The sequence below is a fragment of the Pseudogulbenkiania sp. NH8B genome (assembly GCF_000283535.1).
GTDB classification, from domain to species: domain Bacteria; phylum Pseudomonadota; class Gammaproteobacteria; order Burkholderiales; family Chromobacteriaceae; genus Pseudogulbenkiania; species Pseudogulbenkiania ferrooxidans.
The window spans coordinates 3,233,225-3,253,186 of the sequence record NC_016002.1 but is presented as its reverse complement, the minus strand read 5'-3'; the positions used below and the strand labels follow the sequence as shown (position 1 = coordinate 3,253,186).

Genomic DNA, 19,962 nt, shown 5'->3' with positions numbered 1-19,962 from the left:
ACTTTTTCAGGAGAGGCGCGTGACGCCCGACCAATATTGCCAAGACAAGGCCGCTTCCAGCGGTTCCAGCTTCTATTACAGTTTCCGTTTCTTGCCGGAGGAGCGGCGGCGCGCCATCACCGCGCTCTATGCCTTCTGCCGCGAGGTGGATGATGTGGTCGACGAATGCCATGACGAAAACGTGGCGCGGACCAAACTGGCCTGGTGGCGGGCGGAGCTGGTCCGCCTCTACGCCGGCCAACCCCAGCATCCGGTGACGCAGGCGCTGCAACCGCACGTGGCGGCCTACGGCCTGCCGCAGAAGTTGCTGGAAGAGATCATCGACGGCATGGAGATGGACCTCGACTTCGCCCGCTACGACCGTTTTGCCGATCTGCTGCTGTACTGCCACCGTGCCGCCGGGGTGGTGGGGCAGTTGTCGGCGCAGATTTTCGGCTACACCGACCAGCACACGCTGAAGTACGCACACGAGCTCGGGGTGGCGTTCCAGCTCACCAACATCATCCGCGACGTCGGCGAGGATGCCCGGCGCGGACGTATCTACTTGCCGGTCGAGGAACTGCGCCGCTTCAACGTGCCGGCCTCCGACATCCAGCACTACCGCGAAACCGAAGCGTTCCGCCAATTGATGGATTTTCAGATCGAGCGCGCCGAGCAGTATTACCGCCAGGCTTGGGAACAGTTGCCGAAGAGCGACGTCAAGGCGCAGCGTCCCGGCCTGTTGATGGCGGCGATCTACCGCGCCACCCTGGCCGAGATCAAACTCGACGGCCCGCAGAAGGTGCTCAACCAGCGCCTGTCGCTGACCCCAATCCGCAAGCTGTGGCTGGCGTGGAAAACCTGGGTGTTCGGCTACCAGCCGTGAGCCGCCCCCGTGTTGCCGTGATCGGCGCCGGCTGGGCCGGGCTGGCGGCCGCGGTCGAGCTGGCCGGCTTTGCCGAGCTGACGCTGTTCGAGGCCGGGCGCGAGCCCGGCGGCCGGGCGCGGCGGGTGCGCGATGCCGACCTGGCGCTCGACAACGGCCAGCACATCCTGATCGGCGCCTACCGCGAGTGCCTGCGGCTGATGGCCCGGGTCGGCGTCGATCCCGACGCCGTGCTGCTGCGCCAGCCGATGAACTGGCACCGCCACGGCGGCCTGCGCCTGCAATGCCCGCCGCTGCCGGCGCCGCTGCACGTGGCGTGGGGGCTGCTGACGGCCCGTGGCATCGGCTGGCGCGACAAGTGGCGGCTGAGCCGGGCGCTCGACAGGCTCAAGCGCCAGCGCTGGCGTCTGACCCAGGACATGCCGGTGGCCGAGTGGCTGGCCGCGCAAGGGCAGGGGCCGGCGCTGCTGGCGGGTTTCTGGCAGCCGCTGGTGTTGTCGGCGCTGAACACCCCGCTGGCCGAGGCCTCGATGCAGATACTGGCCAACGTGCTGCGAGACAGCCTGGGTGCCTCGCGCGCCGACAGTGACCTGCTGCTGCCACGGCACAACTTGTCGGCGTTGTTTCCGCAGCCGGCGTGGGCGTGGCTGGAAGGGCAGGGGGTGCAGCTGCGCAGCGGCTGCCGGGTGCGCCGGGTCTCCTTCGCCGACGGCGGCGCCGAGATCGATGACGAGCGCTTCGATGCCGCCATCGTGGCGGTCGGGCCGCAGCATGCCGCCGCCTTGCTGGACGATACGGCGTTGCAGCAGCGGCTTCAGCTTTTGCGTTACCAGCCGATATGCACGGTATACCTGCGCTTCGGCCAACGTGTGCGGCTGCCGCACCGGATGACCGGGGTCGCCGGCGGCACCGCCGACTGGCTGTTCGACCGCGAGGCGCTGAGCGGCGAGTGTGGCCTGGTGGCGGCGGTGATCAGCGCCCCGGATGACGCCGTCACCGCCTTGCCGCAGGATGAATTGGTCGCTCGGGTGCTCGCCGACCTGCGCCGTCTGCAGCCGAATCTGGCGCCGCCGCTGTGGTCGCGCGTACTGGTGGAGAAACGCGCCACCTTCGCCGCCGTAGCGGGCGTGCTGCGCCCGGGGACGCGCATCGGCGTACAATGCGGCTATCTGGCCGGCGACTGGGTCGATTCGCCGTACCCGGCCACGCTGGAGGCCGCCGTGCAGAGCGGGGTTTCCGCCGCGCAGATGTTGAAGCAGGATTGGATGAAACAGAAAAACCGATGATGACGACTGAACAGAACAACGCAAGCCTTGCCGGCCGGGTGATCCTGGTGACCGGTGCCACTCAGGGGATCGGTCGCGAGGTGGCGCTGCATTACGCCCGCCACGGTGCCACGGTAGTGGTGCTGGCGCGTAGCGTGAAGCGCCTGGAGGGAGTGTATGACGAGATCGTGGCGGCCGGGGCTCCCGAGCCGGTCGCGATCCCGCTCGACCTGCTGACGGCCACCGACGAGCAGTTCAACAACCTGGCCTTCCAGATCAAGCAGACCTGCGGCCGGCTGGACGGCATCGTGCATTGCGCCTCGCATTTCTACGCGCTCTCGCCGCTGTCCAATCAGACGGTGGACGAGTGGATGAACCAGTACCGCATCAACACCGTGGCGCCGTTCGCGCTGACGCGTGCCTGCTTGCCGCTCTTGACCGAATCGCTGGACGCTTCGGTGCTGTTCGTGGGCGAAAGCCATGGCGCCAAGCCGGGCGCGTACTGGGGCGGCTTCGGCGCCTCGAAGGCGGGCCTGCATTACCTCACCGCCGTGGCCGCCAATGAGTGGGACGTCTACCCCAACCTGCGCGTCAACCTGCTGATTCCCGGCCCGGTCAACGCGCCGCAGCGCACCCGTACCCACCCGGGCGAGGCTAAGACCGAGCGCGCCCAGATCGCTGACCTGCTGCCGCACTTCCTGTTCTGGGTGAGCGAGGCCAGCAAGGGGCAGAGCGGTCGGGTGATCGAACTGGACCTGCGCCCGCAACTCGTCTCCTGAAGAAAGGGGCCTCATGCGTTCCCTGCTCGTCATTCCCCTGCTGCTGACCTTGGCTGGCTGCAACTGGGTCAGCAACGTCTCCGGTCTGTCCAAGGATGCCAACAAGGCGGTCGGTGCTGCCTGTCGCCAGAGCGGGCGTTCGCTGGAGGAGTGCTACCAGCGTAATCCCGACGCCGACAAGGCACAGATTTACGCGGGCTGGCGGGAAATGCACGAGTACATGGTCAAGCAGAAGCTGGATACCATCGCTCCTCCTTCAGACCCCGTCGCCCCGGCCACGCCCGCGGCGGCGCACAAGCCGGAGGCCAGTGCGGCCTCGGCGGGCGACAAGCCGCAGGCCCAGCTCAGCCCGGAAGAGGCCGACCGGGCGATGCGCAACGATCCGCAGGTGGCGGCGGTGCTGGCCGCCATCCGCCGCGGGGGACTGCCGGCCAAGACCTCTGGCAATTCGGCGAAAGACCCGTCGGACGAGGAAAAGCAACTGCTCGATATCATCAAGCAACTCAACAAGAAGGGCGGCAGCGCCGCCGCCTCTCCCGCCGGCTGAGCGCCGGCGACATTCGTATGGCCAAAATCAAGACCGTTTACAGTTGTACCGAATGCGGCGGGCAGTCGCCCAAATGGCAGGGACAGTGCCCGCACTGCCAGAGCTGGAACACCCTGGTCGAAACCGTCCAGGCGCCGGCTTCGGCCAACCCGCGTTTCCAGGCCTGGGCCGATACCACCAGCCAGGTGCAGGTGCTGTCCGAGGTCGAAGCGGTGGAAGTGCCGCGCGAGCCGTCCGGCATCGGCGAGCTCGACCGCGTGCTGGGCGGCGGCCTGGTGCGCGGCGCGGTGATCCTGATCGGCGGCGACCCCGGCATCGGCAAGTCCACGCTGCTGTTGCAGGCGTTGTCGGAGGTCGGTGCGCGCCGCAAGGTGCTGTACGTTTCCGGCGAGGAATCGCCGCAGCAGATCGCCCTGCGTGCCTCGCGCCTGGCGGTCGACCCGGCGCGCGTGCGCTTCCTCGCCGAAATCCGCCTCGAGGCCATCCTCGCCACGCTGAAGCAGGAGGCGCCCGAGGTCGCGGTGATCGACTCGATCCAGACGCTGTACACCGAGCAGGTCACCTCGGCGCCCGGCTCGGTATCGCAGGTGCGCGAGTGCGCCGCCCAGTTGACACGCATGGCCAAGCAGACCGGCACCACCATCCTCCTGGTCGGCCACGTCACCAAGGAAGGCTCGCTGGCCGGCCCGCGCGTACTGGAGCACATGGTCGATACCGTGCTGTATTTCGAGGGCGAGTCGCACTCCAGCCACCGCATGATCCGCGCCATCAAGAACCGCTTTGGCGCGGTCAACGAGCTGGGCGTGTTCGCCATGACCGACAAGGGGCTCAAGGGTGTGTCCAACCCGTCGGCGATCTTCCTGTCGTCGTACCGCGACGACGTCGCCGGGTCCTGCGTGCTGGTGACACAGGAGGGCACACGACCGTTGCTGGTCGAGGTGCAGGCTCTGGTGGACGACGCCCACGGCTTCCAGCCCAAGCGGCTCACCGTCGGGCTGGAGCAGAACCGGCTCGCCATGCTCTTGGCCGTGGCGCACCGTCACGCCACGGTGGCGTGCTTCGACCAGGACGTGTTTCTCAACGCCGTGGGCGGGGTGAAGATCTCGGAACCGGCGGCCGACCTGGCGGTGATCCTGGCTATCGTCTCGTCGCTGCGTAACCGTCCATTGCCGGAAAAACTGGTGGTGTTCGGCGAGGTCGGCCTGGCCGGCGAGGTGCGTCCGGTGTCGCGCGGCCAGGAGCGCCTCAAGGAAGCGGCCAAGCTCGGCTTCACCCGCGCCATCGTGCCCACCGCCAACCGTCCGCGCCAGCCGATCGACGGGCTGGAGATCGTGGCCGTGGACCGCCTGGCGGACGCCATCGACTATTGCAAGGCATGACCATTTACCTGGGAAGGGCCGCAGCACGATGATGACTCCCGAACTGATCGAGGCGGAACGTCCCTACCTGCTGCGCTACGCCTTGGCGCAATTGCGCGACCGCCAGGCCGCCGACGAAGTGGTGCAGGAGACGCTGCTGGCGGCGCTGGAGTCGCGTTCGTCATTCGCCGGCAAGTCGTCGCCACGCACCTGGCTGACCTCGATCCTGCGCTTCAAGCTGATCGACGCGGTGCGCCGCCAGTCGCGCGAGGTACCGCTGGAGCCGTTTGAGGACACGCTCGACGATGGCGACATCGACGCCCTGTTCGACGCCAGCGGCCACTGGCAGCACGCCATCCGCGCCTGGAGCGGACCGGAGCAGGAACTGGTCGCCAAGCAGTTCTGGGAAGTGTTCGAGCGCTGCTCGCAGGTGATGCCGCGCCGCACCGCGATGGCCTTCGTGATGCGCGAGGTGATCGGCATGGAGATTGCCGATATCTGTAATAACCTCGGCATTACCGCGACCAACTGTTCGGTGCTGCTGTACCGGGCACGCATGAGCCTGCGCGAATGCCTGGAAATCCGCTGGCTGGGAGGAGGTGCCGCGTGAGAATCAATTGCAAACAGGCCAGCCGGCTGATTTCCGATGCGCTCGACCGTCCATTGAGCAAGAGCGAGTACCTGCGCCTGCGCATTCATCTGTTCCTGTGCGGCAACTGCAGCGAATTCTCGCGCCAGCTGCAGCTGATGCAGCAGGCGGCACGCAAGGCCGGGCGAGGGGAGTAGCCCGCCAGGCGCTCAGCCGCATGGATCAAGGCCGGACGTCGTCCGGCCTTGATCATTTCTGGGGAGCCTCAGAACCTGTTTAGGATCTCGCGAGCTAGAGCGAGACAAGGCAAAAACGGCTGAGGAAGCGCAGTTTACACGGGGTAAATGAGCATTCCGCAGACGGTTTTAACGCCGTATCGCCGACGCGCAGCAGATCGTAAACAGGTTCTCAGTGCTTGCCCTTGCCGCGTTTGGCGGCATTGGGACAGTTGGCGCAGGCGTTTTGCTCGCACAGGCCGACGCCGCTCAGCGATTGCTTGAGCGCGCACACCGAGCGGCGGCAGGCGATGAAGCGCACGTTCTGTTCCGAGGCCAGGGCGCGGAAGTGACGCATCACGTTGTGGCCGAGGAAGTCGGTGAACAGGATCAGCATGTCGGTGCCGGCGGGCAGGCGGTCGAGCTTGCGCTGATGCGAGCTGTTGCGTCCGCTCAGATGGCGATGGATGGAGATGCCGAAACTCTCCAGCACGGTGGGGATGTTGCCCAGGGTGTCGGCGCCGACCAGCATGGCGTTCATCGGGTGCTCCTTGAGGATGAGTAATTGAATAAATGATAATTATTATCATTTATTAAGTCAACGACTCGCGATCGGCGCCTTGCCGGGCCTGTTGCAAACCGGAAACAGCTTGCTGGAGGCGCCGTGCCGGGGCGTCTGCCGGGAAGGATGCCGCGCGGCAAGAAGAGGGGCGATGCGGGAGCTAGTTGTCGGCCAGGACGCGGATGCGCACGGTGCGTTCCACCGAGCGCAGGCGCTGGCTGACGCCGATCAGCATCACCTGCCGTCCCTGCTCGTCGAGTCCCACGCTGCCGACGTTCAGCCACTCGCCGACGGCGCCTTCCACCGTGGTGCTCAGCCGATTCTGCTCGATGCCGCCGACGCCGAAGGCCTCCTGGCGCGCCGCCAGCTCCACCACCACGCGGCTGCCGTTGCGCCTCGGCCGTACGTAAAAGCCCGTCACAGCATCCTGATACTCGGCCCCGCGCAGCAGGCCTCCGCGTGGCGTGACCATCAGCCAGGGCAGGGGGCGGCTGCTGCCGCTCTCGATGAAACCGCTGCCGCCGTCGAGCAGGCGCAGCGTCTGGCGGCTGCGACTGCTGCTCCGGCTTTGCGTGGCGTCGGCGCCGAAAGCCAGATCGCCGCGGCGGCGCCCGAGGTCAAGCTCGACGTTGCCGATGCGCGCCGCGCCACCGAGCGACAGCGTGGAGTCGCTCTGGCGCGCGCCACCGTTCTGTTCGACCTCGATCAGCAGATTGCTCGGGCGCACGTCCAGGGTGCGCGCCAGGCGGCGCAGGGTGGCGAGCCGCGCCGGCGAGGCATCCAGGATCAGTTGCCGCCCCAGGCCGCTGGCGCTTTCCCCCGGCTGGAGGTGGGGGGCGATGGCGTCGGCCACCTCGCGGCCATCACGCCAGCCCAGGTCGATCACCTCCAGGGCCATGACGTTGGCCGAAGCCAGCCATAAAGCGGCAAAGAGTGCATGTTTCATGGCCTCACCATTCCTTGCCGGCACGCCAGATCGACCAGATCAGCCAGATGCTGTTGAAGAACGCCACCATGAAGCCCAGAAAGCCGAAGAAAGGTAGCCCGAACAGCTTGGGCCCGGCGTTCACCGTCATGACGATGGACGAGCCGATGATCAGGCAGCCGGTGACGATGCCCATGGTCAGCCGGTTGGCGGTGCGGTCGAGCTGGCGGCCGAAGCTGTCGAGCCGCTGCAAGTCGAAGTTGATGCGGAACTTGCCGTGGCGGATGTCCTTGCCCAGCCGGATCAGGTCGCGCGGCAGGTCGCCGATCATGCCCATGGCTTCGACCAGGGTCTGTTTGCCGCGCTTGAGCAGCGTTTTCGGCGTGTAGCGGTTGAGGATCAGCTCGCGCACGAACGGCGTCAGGTGCTCGACCAGCTGGAAGTCTGGGTTGAGCTGGCGCCCCAGGCCTTCCAGCGTGATCAGCGCCTTGAACAGCATGGCCATGTCCGGCGGCAGCACGATGCCGTGGTCGCGGATCAGCGCCATGATGTCGACGATCAGCTGGCTGATGTTGAGGTCCTTCAACGGCACGTGCTCGTACTGGAACATGAACTCGCTGATGTCGTCGGCGAACTTGTCCTCGTCGACCGGGGTCGTGCCGGTCCACTCGATCAGCACGTCGATCATGGCGCGTTCGTCGCGCCCCGACAGGGCGGCCAGGAGGTCGACGATCTCGTCGCGGCGGGCATGGCTGATGCGCCCGACCATGCCGAAGTCGATGAAGGCGATGCAGTTGTCGGGCTGGAAAATCACGTTGCCGGGATGCGGGTCGGCGTGGAAGAAGCCGTTGATCAGGATCATGCGCAGCACCGCGTCGGCGCCGCGGTCGGCCAGGGTGATGGGGTCGAGCCCCGCCGCCTGCAACGCGTCGACCCGGGTGGCGGCCTGGCCGTCGATAAAGTCCTGCACGTTGACCGCGGGGTTGGTGTAGTCCCAATACACCCCGGGCACGTGCACGAAGGGGTCGTCGGCGAAATCCCGCCGGAAGCGCTCCATGTTGCGCGCCTCGATCGCCAGGTTCATCTCGCGGTTGAGCGACCGGGCGAACTCGTTGACGATTTCGGTCGGCTGGTAGCGCCGGGCGTCGGGAAACTCCAGCTCGATCAGCCCGGCGATATGTTCGAGGATGCGCAGGTCGGCCTGTACCTTGGGCAGGATGCCGGGGCGGCGCAGCTTGACGGCCACCACGGTGCCGTCCTTGAGCGTGGCGCGATGCACCTGGGCGATCGAGGCCGAGCCGATCGGCTCCATCTCGAATTCCGCGAACAGCTCCTCGATCGGGTGTCCCAGTGCCTGCTTCACCAGGTGTGGCACCTGCTCGGGGTGCAGGGGGGGCACGTTGCTTTGCAGCTTCTCGAATTCGGTGATCCACTCCTGCGGGAAGACGTCGACGCGGGTGGAGAGAATCTGTCCCAGCTTGATGAAGGTCGGGCCGAGTTCCTCGAACGCCAGGCGCACCCGCACCGGTGGTGGCAGGCCCTCGTCGCCCTCCGGCAAGGGAAGATTCAGCCAGGCGCCGGCCTTGGCCAGTGCCCGTGGCAGCTTCAGGCGCTGGGCGAACTGGCCGAGTCCGTGGCGGAACAGGATTCCGGTGATTTCCTTCAGGCGCGGCAGGTCGCGCATGGCGATCAGGGTTTCTTTCAGCATCGGGTATCCCGCATTTTGGGTTGGCTTTACACTCCACGCCTCGTCCGATAGAGTGCGGCCTATGAAATTGCATCTGCACCTACTGGCTTGGGTGCTGGCTACCTTTATGGTATTGGCTTATGCCGCGCCAGACAAAGCCCCCACGGAAAATCACCCCGCCGCCGAGACTCAGGAAGACCCCATCGGCAAGTTTGCCGCACCCGGCGAAGAGGCTGTCGGCGACCTGTTGTTGCAGGCCATGAGCCTGCTGGGCGTAGCTTACCGTTTTGGCGGCAGTAATCCTTCGGCAGGGCTGGATTGCAGTGGTTTCATTCAGTATGTATTCAAAAAATCATTACGGGTGAATCTGCCGCGCACGGCGGCGGAAATGGCGCATACCGGAAAAGCGGTCGATAAAAGTGAACTGGCGCCCGGTGATCTGGTCTTTTTCAATACCCGTGGCTTCCAGTACTCGCATGTCGGCATCTATATGGGGGGCGGCAAGTTCATCCACTCCCCACGCACCGGCAAGTCGGTCGAAGTCTCCAACATGAATCAGGATTACTGGACGTCGCGCTACAACGGCGCCCGCCGCGTGAACCGCGGCTCGGCCTCGAATTTCGTGCGCGACGACAGTGAGCCGGCTCCGGTGAAGAACGTCTCGAAGGCGGTGGCGGAGGCCAAGGCGCCGACTGCCAAGGTGGTCTGCCGCAAGGGGCGGCGCTGCAAGCAGGAAGCCGCGGTGGCCGAGGCCAAGGATTCGGGTACCAAGGTGGTCTGCCGCAAGGGCCGTCACTGCAAGCAGGAACAGGCAGCCTCCGACAAGGGCAAGGCTTCCGCCAAGGCGGGCAGGTCGTCCCGTGGCAGGAAGGCCGAAGAGACCAGGAGCAAGTCGTCCGTGGCCGGCAAGTCCGCCAAGGGCGCCCACAAGAAAAAAGTGGCCTCGTCGCATTGATGCGGCATGCCGCGCGCTACCGTCGATGCCCGCCCTGGCGGGCATTGCGTTTTTGAAAGTCGAACGGAACGTCCTATGAAACTGCAACAACCGGTTTGGCTCGATCCGGAGGGCAACGTGGTCGCCTGCGTCGAGAAGATCAAGGTGATGAACGAGAACCTCGAAGAGCTGGCGCAGATGGCGCAGGATGCCTTCGAGGATGCCATCCTGATGGGGTGCGACGAGCGTCAGGTGCGCGCCTTCCTGGTGGCGATGATGCAGAGTCTCGACAACCCCTACCAGGGCTGAGCGCCGTTGACGTCAACCGCCCGCGCGGCTGCCTTGCCTCTTTGCCCCGTGGCGCCAATCGTACTGGCCTCGATGCGCGCCACGACGTTTACCTATTGCTCCCTGCCCGAGGATTTTTCCGGATGGCCCTCCCTTTTGAAGCCCTGATCGGCTTCCGCTACCTGCGCGCCAAACGCCGCAACGGTTTCATTTCCTTCATTTCGCTGGTGTCGGTGCTGGGCATCGCCCTCGGTGTGGCGGCGCTGATCATCGTGCTGTCGGTGATGAACGGTTTCCAGAAGGAAATCCGCGGCCGCATTCTCGGCGTCGCGTCGCACGTCGAGGTCAGCACCTACCAAGGCAAGTTGTCGGACTGGCCATCGGTGGCCGGGCTGGCCGCTAAGGAACCGCACGTCATTGCCGCCGCGCCCTTCGTCAATGCCCAGGGCCTGATGTCGGCGGCCGGCAACGTGCGCGGGGCCCTCATCCGCGGTATCGACCCGGCCAGCGAGGACCGCGTGGTCGATGTCGGCAAGCACATGGTGACCGGCAAGCTCGCCTCGCTCAAGCCGGGCGAGTTCGGCATCCTGCTGGGGGTCGAGCTGGCGCGCCAGCTCAACGTCGTGACTGGCGACAAGGTCACGGTGATCACCCCGGAGGGCAGCGTCACCCCGGCCGGCATGTTGCCGCGCCTGAAGCAGTTCACCGTGGTGGGCATGTTCAAGGTCGACATGTTCGAGTACGACTCGTCGCTGGCGATGATCCACCTCAAGGACGCCCAGGTGCTGTTCCGCATGGGCAGCATGGTGAGCGGGGTACGCCTGAAGCTGGACGACCCGATGGCGGCGCCGCTGGTGAAGGCCGAGCTGCGTAACAAGCTGTCGGCCAGCGCGCTCACCACCGACTGGACCGATACCAATGCCAACTACTTCCGCGCGGTGCAGATCGAGAAGCGCATGATGACCATCATCCTGACGTTGATCGTCGCCGTGGCGGCGTTCAACCTGGTCTCCTCGCTGGTGATGGTGGTCACCGACAAGCAGGCCGACATCGCCATCCTGCGCACCCTGGGGGCGGCGCCTTCCAGCATCATGAAGATCTTCATGATCCAGGGCGCCGTGTCCGGCGTGCTGGGGACCTTCTCCGGTGTCGCCGGCGGGGTGCTGGTGGCGCTCAACCTGGACGTCATCGTGCCGCTGATCGAACGCATCATCGGCACCAAGATCCTGTCGAGCGAGGTGTACATGATCGACTACCTGCCGTCCGACGTGCAGTGGAGCGATGTCTCCACCATTACCGTGATTTCGCTGCTGCTGGCCCTCGTGGCGACGTTGTATCCGAGCTGGCGCGCGGCGCGTACCCAGCCGGCGGAGGCCCTGCGCTATGAATAAGGTATTGCGTTGTCACGATCTGACCAAGGTCTACGACGAGGGCGGGCTGAACGTCCAGGTGCTGTCGAAGGTGACGCTGGAGGTGGAAAAGGGCGAGCGGCTGGCTATCGTCGGAGCCTCCGGCTCGGGCAAGAGTACCTTGCTGCACCTGTTGGGCGGGCTCGATACCCCGAGTTCGGGCGAGATCGAGGTGCTGGGGCAATCGCTGTCGCGCCTGAGCGAGCGCCAGCGTGGCGAGTTGCGCAACCGTTCGCTCGGTTTCGTCTATCAGTTCCACCACCTGCTGCCGGAATTTACCGCGCTGGAAAACGTCATGATGCCGCTTTTGATCCGGCGCATGCCGCGTGCCGAGGCGGAGCAGCAGGCGGCGGAGATGCTGGGCCGCGTCGGCCTGTCGCGCCGTCTGGCGCACAAGCCGGGCGAGTTGTCCGGCGGCGAGCGGCAGCGCGCCGCCATCGCCCGCGCGCTGGTGACGCGGCCGGCCTGCGTGCTGGCCGACGAGCCGACCGGCAACCTCGACCGGGGCAACGCCGACGCGGTGTTCGAATTGATGCTGGAGCTGAACGCCAGCCTTGGCACCAGCCTGGTGATCGTCACCCACGACGACCGCCTGGCGAGCCGCGCCGGGCGCGTGCTGCGCCTGACCGACGGCGTGCTGTCGGTCGATGCGCCGCAACCGGCTCTCTCTGTCACCCATTAAGGAAGGCTTCCGCGGCATGCTGGTCAACGGCGACAAACTGCTTACCCTGGAAAAACTGCTGCTGACGCTGGAAACGCCAGCCGGCTGGCTGGAACTCGTGCTGGCGTTGGCCGCATTCATGGCGGGTCTGTACGTGGCCAGGAGGGTGTACCGCCGCCTGTTCGCCCTTCATCCCGAGCGGTATGACCGTTTTCTGCCCTACGCCAGTTTCCGCCTGGTGCTGCCGCTGGCGGCGCAGGTGCTGGTGATTGTCAGCGCGGGGCTGTGGCGCCTGGTTCTGGGCGAGGCGCCGCAGCTCCTGCCCATCGCCAGCGCCATGCTGTTCTGGCTCGGGCTGATCCGCCTCGCCACCGCCATGGTGCGCCAGGCGCTGCCCAAGGGGCGCTTCGAGCGCACCACCGAGCATTTTCTCGCCACGCTGTTCTGGCTGGGCTTCGTCAGCTGGGCCATCGGCGTCGATACCCTGGCGGTGGACTGGCTGGAGTCGATCCGTTTCCACGTCGGCAAGGTCGAGGTCAACCTGTACATGATCCTGACCGGCTTGCTGTGGGTGGCCATCATCCTGGTGGGCTCGCTGTGGGTGAGCCGCATCATCGAATCGCGGGTGATGAAGCTCACCGATATCGACCTGAGCCTGCGCATCGTGTTCACCAAGTTGGCGCGGACCGTGCTGCTGGTGGCCGGGGTGATGGTGGCGCTGCCGATCATCGGCATCGACCTCACCGTGTTGTCGGTGTTTGGCGGTGCGCTCGGCGTCGGTCTCGGCTTCGGCTTGCAGAAGATCGCCAGCAATTACGTTTCCGGCTTCATCATCCTGCTCGACCGCTCGATCCGTATCGGTGACCGGCTGATGATCGACAACCGCACCGGCTACGTCACCAAGATCACCTCGCGTTACGTGGTGCTGAAAACCGCCGACGGTTCGGAGGCCCTGGTGCCGAACGATACGCTGATTGCCAGTACCGTGGTCAACCAGTCCTATTCGGACAAGAGCATCTGGACCAGCGTGACGGTGCAGGTCGGCTACGACAGCGACCTGGAACTGGTGCTGCGGCTGTTGCGTGAAGCCGCCGTGCATCCGCGCGTGCTGAAGGATCCGGCGCCGTCCTCGTTCGTCATCGCCTTCGCCGACAGCGGCATCAACATGGAGCTGGGATTCTGGGTGGCCGATCCTGAAAACGGCTTCCTGGGGCTCAAGTCGGAGATCAATCTGGCCATCTGGCGCGCTTTCAAGCAACATGGCATCACCATCCCGTTCCCGCAGCGCGAGGTGCGCATACTGGCTCAGGCCAGCGGGGACGCCGCCTAACCACGAGAGGGAGAGCATGTCGGATAAGCAGCTTGCGGTGATTGACGATGACGAGGCGGTGCGCGACTCGTTGATCTGGCTATTCGACGGGCAGGGCTTCCAGACCACGGGTTTCGACAGCGCCGAGGCTTTTCTGGCCGGTCCCGGCCCGGCTGCCTTCAACGCGCTGATCGTCGATTTGCGCCTGTCCGGCATCAGCGGCATCGTGCTGCTCGAAAGGTTGGCCGAACACCCCTACTGCCCGCCGGTGATCATGCTCACCGCGCATGGCGACGTGCCGCACGCGGTGGCGGCGCTCAAGCTCGGGGCCATCGACTTCATGGAGAAGCCGTTCGACGACGGCCGGCTGCTGGCCATGGTCGACCAGGCGCTGCTGCGCGACCAGCAGGAGCGCGACCGCTTCGGGCGGCTGAGCCGGCTCAACCAGTCGCTGGCGCTGCTCACCGAGCGCGAGCGCGAGGTAATGCAGCTGATCCTGGCGGGTAAGCTCAACAAGCAGATCGCTGACGAACTGGCGATCAGCATGAAGACAGTGGAAGTGCACCGCTCGCGCGTGTTCGACAAGATGGGCGTCAAGTCGGCGGTCGAACTGGCCGGGCTGATGGCGGTACTCGACAAGCCGGACGCCGGGAGCAAGGGCTGATGGGCAACAAGCAACCGGTGTCGGTGCTGGTGGTGATCCATGCCGCCGACGGTCAGGTCTTGCTGATCGAACGCGCCGACCGCGCCGGTTTCTGGCAGTCGGTGACGGGCAGCCGGGAAGGGCAGGAAGCGTTGATCGACACGGCGCGACGCGAGGTGCGCGAAGAGACCGGGCTCGATGCCGATGCCTATCTATTGAGCGACTGGCACATCACCAACCGTTACGAAATCTATCCGCACTGGCGCCATCGCTACCCGCCCGGCGTGACCGAGAACGAAGAGCATGTGTTCGGCCTGCTTTTGCCGGCGCCGCGGCCGGTGACGCTGGCCCCGGACGAACATAGCCGCTACCAGTGGCTGCCCTGGGCCGAGGCCGCCGACAAGGTTTTTTCCCCTTCCAACGCCGAGGCGCTGCGCCTGTTGCCGCGCTACCTGCCGTCCTGATCTCGCCCTCTCTCCCGCCTGCCGGCTTGTTCCGGGTGGCGCGTGCCGGCCGCGTTTGCTTTAATGGATTGCCGGCACCGGCTGGCTTGCTGCAAGTCGTGTTGGAGGTTGTAAGAAAACCTTAAAATTGTTCCGGCTTACCCCATGTTAAAATTGCATGACATGTAATTTTATTCTTTATAAAAGCAAGGATTGACGATGAACGCTGCCAAGAAAATCAGGAAGTACATTGAGTCGGGCGAGAACGCAGAACAGGTACAGGTGCTGAAAGATCTGGCCGCAGCGTTGGAACTGGGCCAGTCGTTCGACCTGAAGGCCTTGTACGAGATCGACATGCGCTATTTCGAGGCGGCGATCGAATTGCTGAACGACTGGCGTTTCGACCGCCGCATTTCCTCCCGCAGCAAGCTGCTTGAGCGTCTGCTGGTTGAGACCGCTCCCGAGGCCAAGGTGGAGGTGCCGGCCGAGGCGGTGGTGGCGGAAACCCCCGCCGTGGTGGCCGCCGAGCCGGTGGCCCCGGTGGTGGTGGCCGAGGTGAAGGAGGTGGTTGAACTTAAGAGCCCGAAGGCCCCGAAGGCTCCGCGTGCCGCCAAGAGTGCCACCAACAAGAAGTAAGCCGTAGCCTGGCCGCGCCCCGGCGCCTGACCCCAACAGCCCCGCCACGCGGGGCTGTTGTTTTTGCCGATGCGGCAAGGCGCGGGGTGTGCCGGCTGTCTATAGTGGGTTTATCCGATTGGCGTTTTTTGTCTCGTCAGGCCGGGCGGGCAGTACCTGCCGGGCGCCGCCGTGGCAACCCGGCAACGCCAAGGCGCGATGCGGAAGGGCTGGCTGACATAATGGAACCGCTCAAGGTTTCGACCTACAACATCCACAAGGGCATGTCGGTGCTCAACCGCCATGTCAGGGTGGAAGACATGGCCAAGGCGCTGGACTCGCTGTCATCCGACGTGATGTTCCTGCAAGAAGTACAGGGCAAGAACCTGTTGCGCACGCTGAGCCACCACGAGTGGCCGCGCATCCCCCAGCACCAGTATCTGGCGCGTCAGCTCGGGCGCAAGGCCGCCTACGGTCTCAACGCCAGCTACGGCCATGGCCATCATGGCAATGCGGTGCTGACCCGCTTTCCGATCGCCTCCTGGTGCAATCTCGATATCTCGGTCAACCGTTTCGAGAGCCGCGGTGTGCTGCACTGCGTGCTGGAGCCACCCGGCTGGAGCACGCCGGTGATCGCGCTGTGTGCCCATCTCAACCTGCGCGCCGGCGACCGGCGCAAGCAGTACGCCACGTTGGCGCGCTACATCCGCGACAACGTCCCGCCGCACTATCCGCTGATCTTGGCCGGCGACTTCAACGACTGGCGCGGCGAGGCGACCGACCGGCTGCTGGCCGAGAACGGCCTGCACGAGGTGTTCCAGCACCTGTTCGGCCAACATGCGCGCAGCTTTCCGTCGCGTCTGCCGCTCTTGACCCTGGACCGCATCTACGTGCGCGGCCTGCGCCCGGTCAACGCCAAGGCCCATCACGGCGCGCCGTGGAACGGGCTGTCCGATCACCTGCCGTTGTCGGCGGAATTGCTGCCGGTGTGAAGGGAGAATACCCTGGAGTGTGGTGTGGTCTAGTGGCTTTGACTGGCGGCTGGCGCGTAAGTAGTGAAAATCGCACTTTCGGTCTTGACCGTAAAGGAAAAAACATGTTCAATACAGAAAACTATCGCCGATTTGAACACAGCTTGCGGGCGTAAAATAGCTAAAGCGTGGACAGCCCACAGGGTTGTAACGATTTTCGATCCCGAAGATTTCCATGCACAAAGCCCGCCGTGTCCACGGCGGGCTTTGTCATTGGAGCTTCACCATGATTCATTTGCAGAATGTGCGCAAACGCTACCGTCGCCCCGACGGTGGCTGGTTCGAGGCGGTGGCGTCGACCTCGCTGTCGATTGGCGCCGGCGAAATCTTCGGCCTGATCGGCTACTCCGGTGCCGGCAAGTCCACCCTGATGCGCCTGATCAACCTGCTCGAGCGCCCGGACGAGGGCAGCGTCATCGTCGACACCCAGGATCTCACCGGCCTGTCGGCGCGCGAATTGCGCCGAGCCCGTCAGAACATCGGCATGGTGTTCCAGCAGTTCAATCTGCTGGCCAACCGCACCGTGGCCGGCAACGTGGCGTTTCCGCTGGAGATCGCCGGCTGGTCCAAGGGCGATATTGAGAAACGCGTCGCCGAGTGCCTGGAGGTGGTGGGCCTGACCGACCGCGCCGGCCACTACCCGGCGCAACTGTCCGGCGGCCAGAAGCAGCGCGTCGGCATCGCCCGCGCCCTGGCGCCCAATCCCAAGGTGATTCTGGCCGACGAGGCCACCTCGGCACTTGACCCCAAAACCACCCAGAGCATTCTCGACTGCCTGCAGGACATCAACCGCCGCTTCGGCGTGACCGTGGTGGTGGTGACGCACGAGATGAACGTGGTGCGTTCGATCTGCCAGCGCGCCGCGGTGCTGGACGCCGGCCGGGTGGTCGAGGTGTTGGACATCGTCGACGGACGGATCGAGGCGGAGTCCGAACTCGCCCGCTCGCTGCTGGAGGCCGCGTGATGGAAACCCTGACTTTTGCCGATGCGCTCGCCAATCTGAGCATGATGGCCCCGGAAATCTGGCAGGCGTGCAAGGAAACCGCGCTGATGCTGGTCATCGGGCTGGCCGCCGCGTTCTGCTTTGGTGGCCCGCTGGGCTTCCTGCTCTACCTGACCCAGCCGGGGCAGATCTTCGCCCATCGCATCGTCAACGGCGTGCTGGGCTGGCTGGTCAACCTGGTGCGTTCGTTCCCGTTCATCATCCTGATGGTGTCGCTGGTGCCGCTGACCCGGATCCTGGTCGGGTCGACCATCGGCCCGGTGGCGGCGGCGGTGCCGTTGTCGTTCGCGGCGATCCCGTACTTCGCCCGGCTGGTCGAGCAGACGCTGCGCGAGGTGCCGCGCGGCGTGGTGGAGGCGGCCGAGGCGATGGGCGCCAGCCCGCTGCAGATCATCACCAAGGTGTTGCTGGTGGAGGCACGCTCCGGCCTGATCTCCGGCGTCACCATCCTCACCATCAGTTTTCTGTCCTACTCGGCGGTGGCCGGCGTGGTGGGCGGCGGTGGCATCGGCGACCTCGCCATCCGCTACGGCTACTACCGCTTCCAGACCGAGGTGATGATCGCCATGGTGCTGCTCCTGGTGCTCATCGTGCAGATCATCCAGTTCGTCGGCAACCGCCTGGCGGCACGGCTGGACAAGCGTTAATCCACCCCATCCCTTACTGAATAAAACGACAAGGAGTTCAACATGCGTAGATTCGTTCTCAAGGCACTGGCCGTCTCCGTACTGGGTCTGGCCGTAGCGGGTTCCGCCCTGGCTGCCGACCCGTCCAAGAAGGAAATTGTCATCGGCACGACGGTGGGTGATTTCGGCGACATGGTCAAGCAGTCGGTCAAGCCGATCCTGGAAAAGCAGGGCTACAGCGTCAAGCTGGTCGAGTTCACCGACTATGTGCGCCCGAACCTGGCGCTGCAGGAAGGCTCGCTCGACGTCAACGTGTTCCAGCACAAGCCCTACCTCGACAACTTCGCCAAGGAGCACAAGCTGTCGCTGAAGGAAGTGTTCCAGGTGCCGACCGCGCCGCTGGGCATCTACCCTGGCAAGCTGAAGTCGCTGAAGGACATCAAGGCGGGCTCCACCGTGGCCGCGCCGAACGACCCGAGCAACTTCGCCCGCGCGCTGGTGATGCTGAGCGACCTGGGCTGGATCAAGCTGAAGCCGGGCATCGACCCGCTCACCGCTTCCGAACACGACATCGCCCAGAACCTGAAGAACATCAAGATCGTGCCGCTGGAGGCCGCTCAGCTGCCGCGCTCGCGTAACGACGTGGACTTCGCCGTGATCAACGGCAACTACGCCACCAGCTCGGGCATCAAGCTGACCGAAGCCGTCTATCAGGAAAAGAGCTATGCCTACGTGAACTGGGGCGTGGTGCGCGCCGCCGACGTCAAGAAGGCCTGGGTGAAGGATGTGGTGGCCGCCTACAACTCCAACGAGTTCAAGGCCTGGGCCAAGCAGAAGTACGCCGGCTACAAGCTGCCGGCAAACTGGAAGTAAGCGATTTTTTTACTTCAAGGCATTCGGGAGGGCTCAGGCCCTCCTTTTTTTTACGTCCTGCGGGGACGATCCGGCACCGTCCGGCCCGCTTGGAAGGGACGGTGCCGGCGGGGGTTTACTTCAGGCCACCGTTGCCGATGATGCCGCCGACCGCCGCCCCGCCCAGCGTACCGAAGGTGTCGCCTCCGGTCAGCACCGAACCGGCCACACCACCGACGGCGGCGCCGACGGCCGCATTTTTCTGGCGTTGCGTCATGCCGGCACAGCCGCTCAGGGTGGCGATGGCGAGCAGGATGAGCATGGAACGAGTCAGGGTTTTGTTCATGTGAAACCTCGTGTGGCGCTCACGGACGTCTCTGGTCCGCTGAGCTGTATGTGACATCGGTATAGACCGCGCCGGTCCCGCGAGAGTTCCAGCGCCGCCGCCGTGGGGGCCGTGGGGCAACGGGCCGTGCGCCGCTGGCTGGCGGCGAACTCGTCAGCAAGGGAAACGCTCGGTCACGCATGCATTTTCTACCTGCATTTTTTTTGCAAGCAACTATGCTGAAGGAAGGCAAGGCAATACTGGTTTCACGATGTGCCTGTGGGTGACCATACCCAAGGGGCTTTGCGACAACGCAGGAGGACAGACACATGAAACTCGAACAGTTCAACCATGTCGCCGACCTGATCGGCCTTAAGAAACAATCGCGCGAAGCCGTCTGGCTGATGGAGATCGACGGCATGACCGGCTACGCCGCGGCCAAGCAGCTCGACATCAGCGAGTCGACCGTCTCACGCGCCCACGCCCGCTTCCGCCGCGCCATCAAGGAACTCAATGCCATGGCGAGCCATCTGCCGCTGGAAACCCGTTAGCTAGCGGGCTGACACACGCCGGCGATCCGTCCGGCTGATCATACAAAGGTTGGCCGAAGCCTCTCGAAAAAGGGGCTTCGGCCAACCTTTGTGCTTTGGGCCGTGCCGGGGCGCCCGCCGCCTGCCGTTGCTGCCTTCGACCCCTTCCGGAACCCACCCTGAGTGTCGTGGTTCGCAAAGGCGAATGGGGGCAGAAAGTCTAGTACATCACCATCTGTTTTGCCGAACAACCCAGGGTGTACCGAAGGACAATAGCTTCCTGCTCGTTTAAAACTATTATCCAAAATAGTTAGTTGTTATGAATTTTTACGAGTCTTATCAGGAACGGCATTGGGCTTAACTCATCGGGGGAATCATCATGGCCAGCACCACTACCAGCGGCATCATCACTTCATTTTCCAACACGCCGCAGGCGGGTGACGATCTTTTTACCAGCAGCTCCACCGGGTTGACTGAAGACTCGTCCAGCATCGTCTACCT

General features: G+C 64.8%; 24 protein-coding genes and 1 pseudogene. 20 read left to right on the top strand and 5 right to left on the bottom strand.

The features are described 5' to 3' along the window. Positions 1-19: 19 nt before the first annotated feature. The 7 genes from hpnD to NH8B_RS14900 are packed head-to-tail and all read left to right on the top strand — an operon-like array spanning position 20 to position 5,600. Positions 20-865 (top strand): presqualene diphosphate synthase HpnD, encoded by an 846-nt coding sequence (gene hpnD / locus NH8B_RS14930; RefSeq protein WP_014088034.1) that lies wholly within the window; start codon positions 20-22, stop codon positions 863-865. Beyond that, a complete protein-coding gene (gene hpnE / locus NH8B_RS14925) occupies positions 862-2,151 on the top strand; it encodes a hydroxysqualene dehydroxylase HpnE (protein ID WP_014088033.1) in 1,290 nt (429 codons plus the stop codon). The genes hpnD and hpnE overlap by 4 nt, the downstream gene beginning before the upstream one ends. Beyond that, positions 2,148-2,909 (top strand): SDR family oxidoreductase, encoded by a 762-nt coding sequence (locus tag NH8B_RS14920; RefSeq protein WP_148282992.1) that lies wholly within the window; start codon positions 2,148-2,150, stop codon positions 2,907-2,909. The genes hpnE and NH8B_RS14920 overlap by 4 nt, the downstream gene beginning before the upstream one ends. A gap of 13 nt (positions 2,910-2,922) precedes the next feature. Then, positions 2,923-3,456, top strand: coding sequence for a hypothetical protein (locus NH8B_RS14915; RefSeq protein WP_014088031.1), 534 nt, complete (start codon positions 2,923-2,925; stop codon positions 3,454-3,456). 17 nt (positions 3,457-3,473) lie between these two features. Next, positions 3,474-4,835 (top strand): DNA repair protein RadA, encoded by a 1,362-nt coding sequence (radA, locus tag NH8B_RS14910; RefSeq protein ID WP_014088030.1) that lies wholly within the window; start codon positions 3,474-3,476, stop codon positions 4,833-4,835. Between the two features lie 28 nt (positions 4,836-4,863). Beyond that, a complete protein-coding gene (locus NH8B_RS14905) occupies positions 4,864-5,424 on the top strand; it encodes a sigma-70 family RNA polymerase sigma factor (RefSeq protein WP_014088029.1) in 561 nt (186 codons plus the stop codon). Then, positions 5,421-5,600, top strand: a complete 180-nt coding sequence (locus NH8B_RS14900; protein WP_014088028.1) for a zf-HC2 domain-containing protein — start codon at positions 5,421-5,423, stop codon at positions 5,598-5,600. The genes NH8B_RS14905 and NH8B_RS14900 overlap by 4 nt, the downstream gene beginning before the upstream one ends. A gap of 211 nt (positions 5,601-5,811) precedes the next feature. Here NH8B_RS14900 and NH8B_RS14895 read toward each other — a convergent pair whose 3' ends face one another. The 3 genes from NH8B_RS14895 to NH8B_RS14885 all read right to left on the bottom strand — a co-directional run bounded on the left by NH8B_RS14895 (position 5,812) and on the right by NH8B_RS14885 (position 8,813). Further along, the gene (locus NH8B_RS14895; protein ID WP_014088027.1) at positions 5,812-6,159 is read right to left on the bottom strand and encodes a DUF2325 domain-containing protein; all 348 of its coding nucleotides are present in this window, start codon (positions 6,157-6,159) and stop codon (positions 5,812-5,814) included. Positions 6,160-6,340: 181 nt separating this feature from the next. Further along, on the bottom strand, positions 6,341-7,126 hold the full coding sequence (locus tag NH8B_RS14890; protein WP_014088026.1) for a hypothetical protein: 786 nt from the start codon (positions 7,124-7,126) through the stop codon (positions 6,341-6,343). Positions 7,127-7,130: 4 nt separating this feature from the next. Continuing rightward, positions 7,131-8,813, bottom strand: a complete 1,683-nt coding sequence (locus NH8B_RS14885; protein WP_008955773.1) for an ABC1 kinase family protein — start codon at positions 8,811-8,813, stop codon at positions 7,131-7,133. A gap of 61 nt (positions 8,814-8,874) precedes the next feature. On the opposite strand from NH8B_RS14885, the gene NH8B_RS14880 reads away from it, so the two are divergent. From NH8B_RS14880 to NH8B_RS14825, 12 genes are all read left to right on the top strand, one after another. Next, positions 8,875-9,747: a C40 family peptidase gene (locus NH8B_RS14880; protein WP_014088025.1), complete on the top strand. Its 873-nt coding sequence runs from the start codon at positions 8,875-8,877 to the stop codon at positions 9,745-9,747. Positions 9,748-9,822: 75 nt separating this feature from the next. Next, entirely contained in the window at positions 9,823-10,035 is a 213-nt protein-coding gene (locus tag NH8B_RS14875; protein ID WP_008955775.1) for a hypothetical protein, read from the top strand. Positions 10,036-10,157: 122 nt separating this feature from the next. Continuing rightward, entirely contained in the window at positions 10,158-11,405 is a 1,248-nt protein-coding gene (locus NH8B_RS14870; protein WP_014088024.1) for a lipoprotein-releasing ABC transporter permease subunit, read from the top strand. Then, positions 11,398-12,105 (top strand): lipoprotein-releasing ABC transporter ATP-binding protein LolD, encoded by a 708-nt coding sequence (lolD, locus tag NH8B_RS14865; RefSeq protein ID WP_014088023.1) that lies wholly within the window; start codon positions 11,398-11,400, stop codon positions 12,103-12,105. Before NH8B_RS14870 ends, lolD begins: the two co-directional genes overlap by 8 nt. Positions 12,106-12,121: 16 nt before the next feature. After that, complete coding sequence (locus tag NH8B_RS14860; RefSeq protein WP_232503476.1) at positions 12,122-13,414, top strand: mechanosensitive ion channel family protein; 1,293 nt, start codon at positions 12,122-12,124, stop codon at positions 13,412-13,414. A gap of 16 nt (positions 13,415-13,430) precedes the next feature. Further along, positions 13,431-14,057: a response regulator transcription factor gene (locus NH8B_RS14855; protein ID WP_008955779.1), complete on the top strand. Its 627-nt coding sequence runs from the start codon at positions 13,431-13,433 to the stop codon at positions 14,055-14,057. After that, a complete protein-coding gene (nudB, locus tag NH8B_RS14850) occupies positions 14,057-14,500 on the top strand; it encodes a dihydroneopterin triphosphate diphosphatase (protein ID WP_014088021.1) in 444 nt (147 codons plus the stop codon). Before NH8B_RS14855 ends, nudB begins: the two co-directional genes overlap by 1 nt. Positions 14,501-14,698: 198 nt before the next feature. Further along, a complete protein-coding gene (locus tag NH8B_RS14845) occupies positions 14,699-15,115 on the top strand; it encodes a hypothetical protein (RefSeq protein ID WP_014088020.1) in 417 nt (138 codons plus the stop codon). 221 nt (positions 15,116-15,336) lie between these two features. Then, complete coding sequence (locus NH8B_RS14840; RefSeq protein ID WP_014088019.1) at positions 15,337-16,086, top strand: endonuclease/exonuclease/phosphatase family protein; 750 nt, start codon at positions 15,337-15,339, stop codon at positions 16,084-16,086. Positions 16,087-16,351: 265 nt separating this feature from the next. Further along, positions 16,352-17,089: a methionine ABC transporter ATP-binding protein gene (locus NH8B_RS14835; protein ID WP_008955783.1), complete on the top strand. Its 738-nt coding sequence runs from the start codon at positions 16,352-16,354 to the stop codon at positions 17,087-17,089. Continuing rightward, on the top strand, positions 17,089-17,775 hold the full coding sequence (locus NH8B_RS14830; protein ID WP_008955784.1) for a methionine ABC transporter permease: 687 nt from the start codon (positions 17,089-17,091) through the stop codon (positions 17,773-17,775). Before NH8B_RS14835 ends, NH8B_RS14830 begins: the two co-directional genes overlap by 1 nt. 42 nt (positions 17,776-17,817) lie before the next feature. Beyond that, a complete protein-coding gene (locus NH8B_RS14825; RefSeq protein WP_014088018.1) occupies positions 17,818-18,627 on the top strand; it encodes a MetQ/NlpA family ABC transporter substrate-binding protein in 810 nt (269 codons plus the stop codon). 115 nt (positions 18,628-18,742) lie between these two features. On the opposite strand, the gene NH8B_RS14820 is transcribed toward NH8B_RS14825, so the two are convergent. Next, on the bottom strand, positions 18,743-18,952 hold the full coding sequence (locus NH8B_RS14820) for a glycine zipper 2TM domain-containing protein (protein ID WP_008955786.1): 210 nt from the start codon (positions 18,950-18,952) through the stop codon (positions 18,743-18,745). 302 nt (positions 18,953-19,254) lie between these two features. Here NH8B_RS14820 and NH8B_RS14815 point away from each other — a divergent pair. After that, positions 19,255-19,482 (top strand): annotated as a pseudogene (locus NH8B_RS14815) (sigma factor-like helix-turn-helix DNA-binding protein); the annotation flags it as partial. Between the two features lie 336 nt (positions 19,483-19,818). Here the strand turns inward: NH8B_RS14815 and NH8B_RS21310 are convergent. Then, complete coding sequence (locus tag NH8B_RS21310) at positions 19,819-19,953, bottom strand: hypothetical protein (protein ID WP_255345189.1); 135 nt, start codon at positions 19,951-19,953, stop codon at positions 19,819-19,821. Positions 19,954-19,962: the final 9 nt, after the last annotated feature.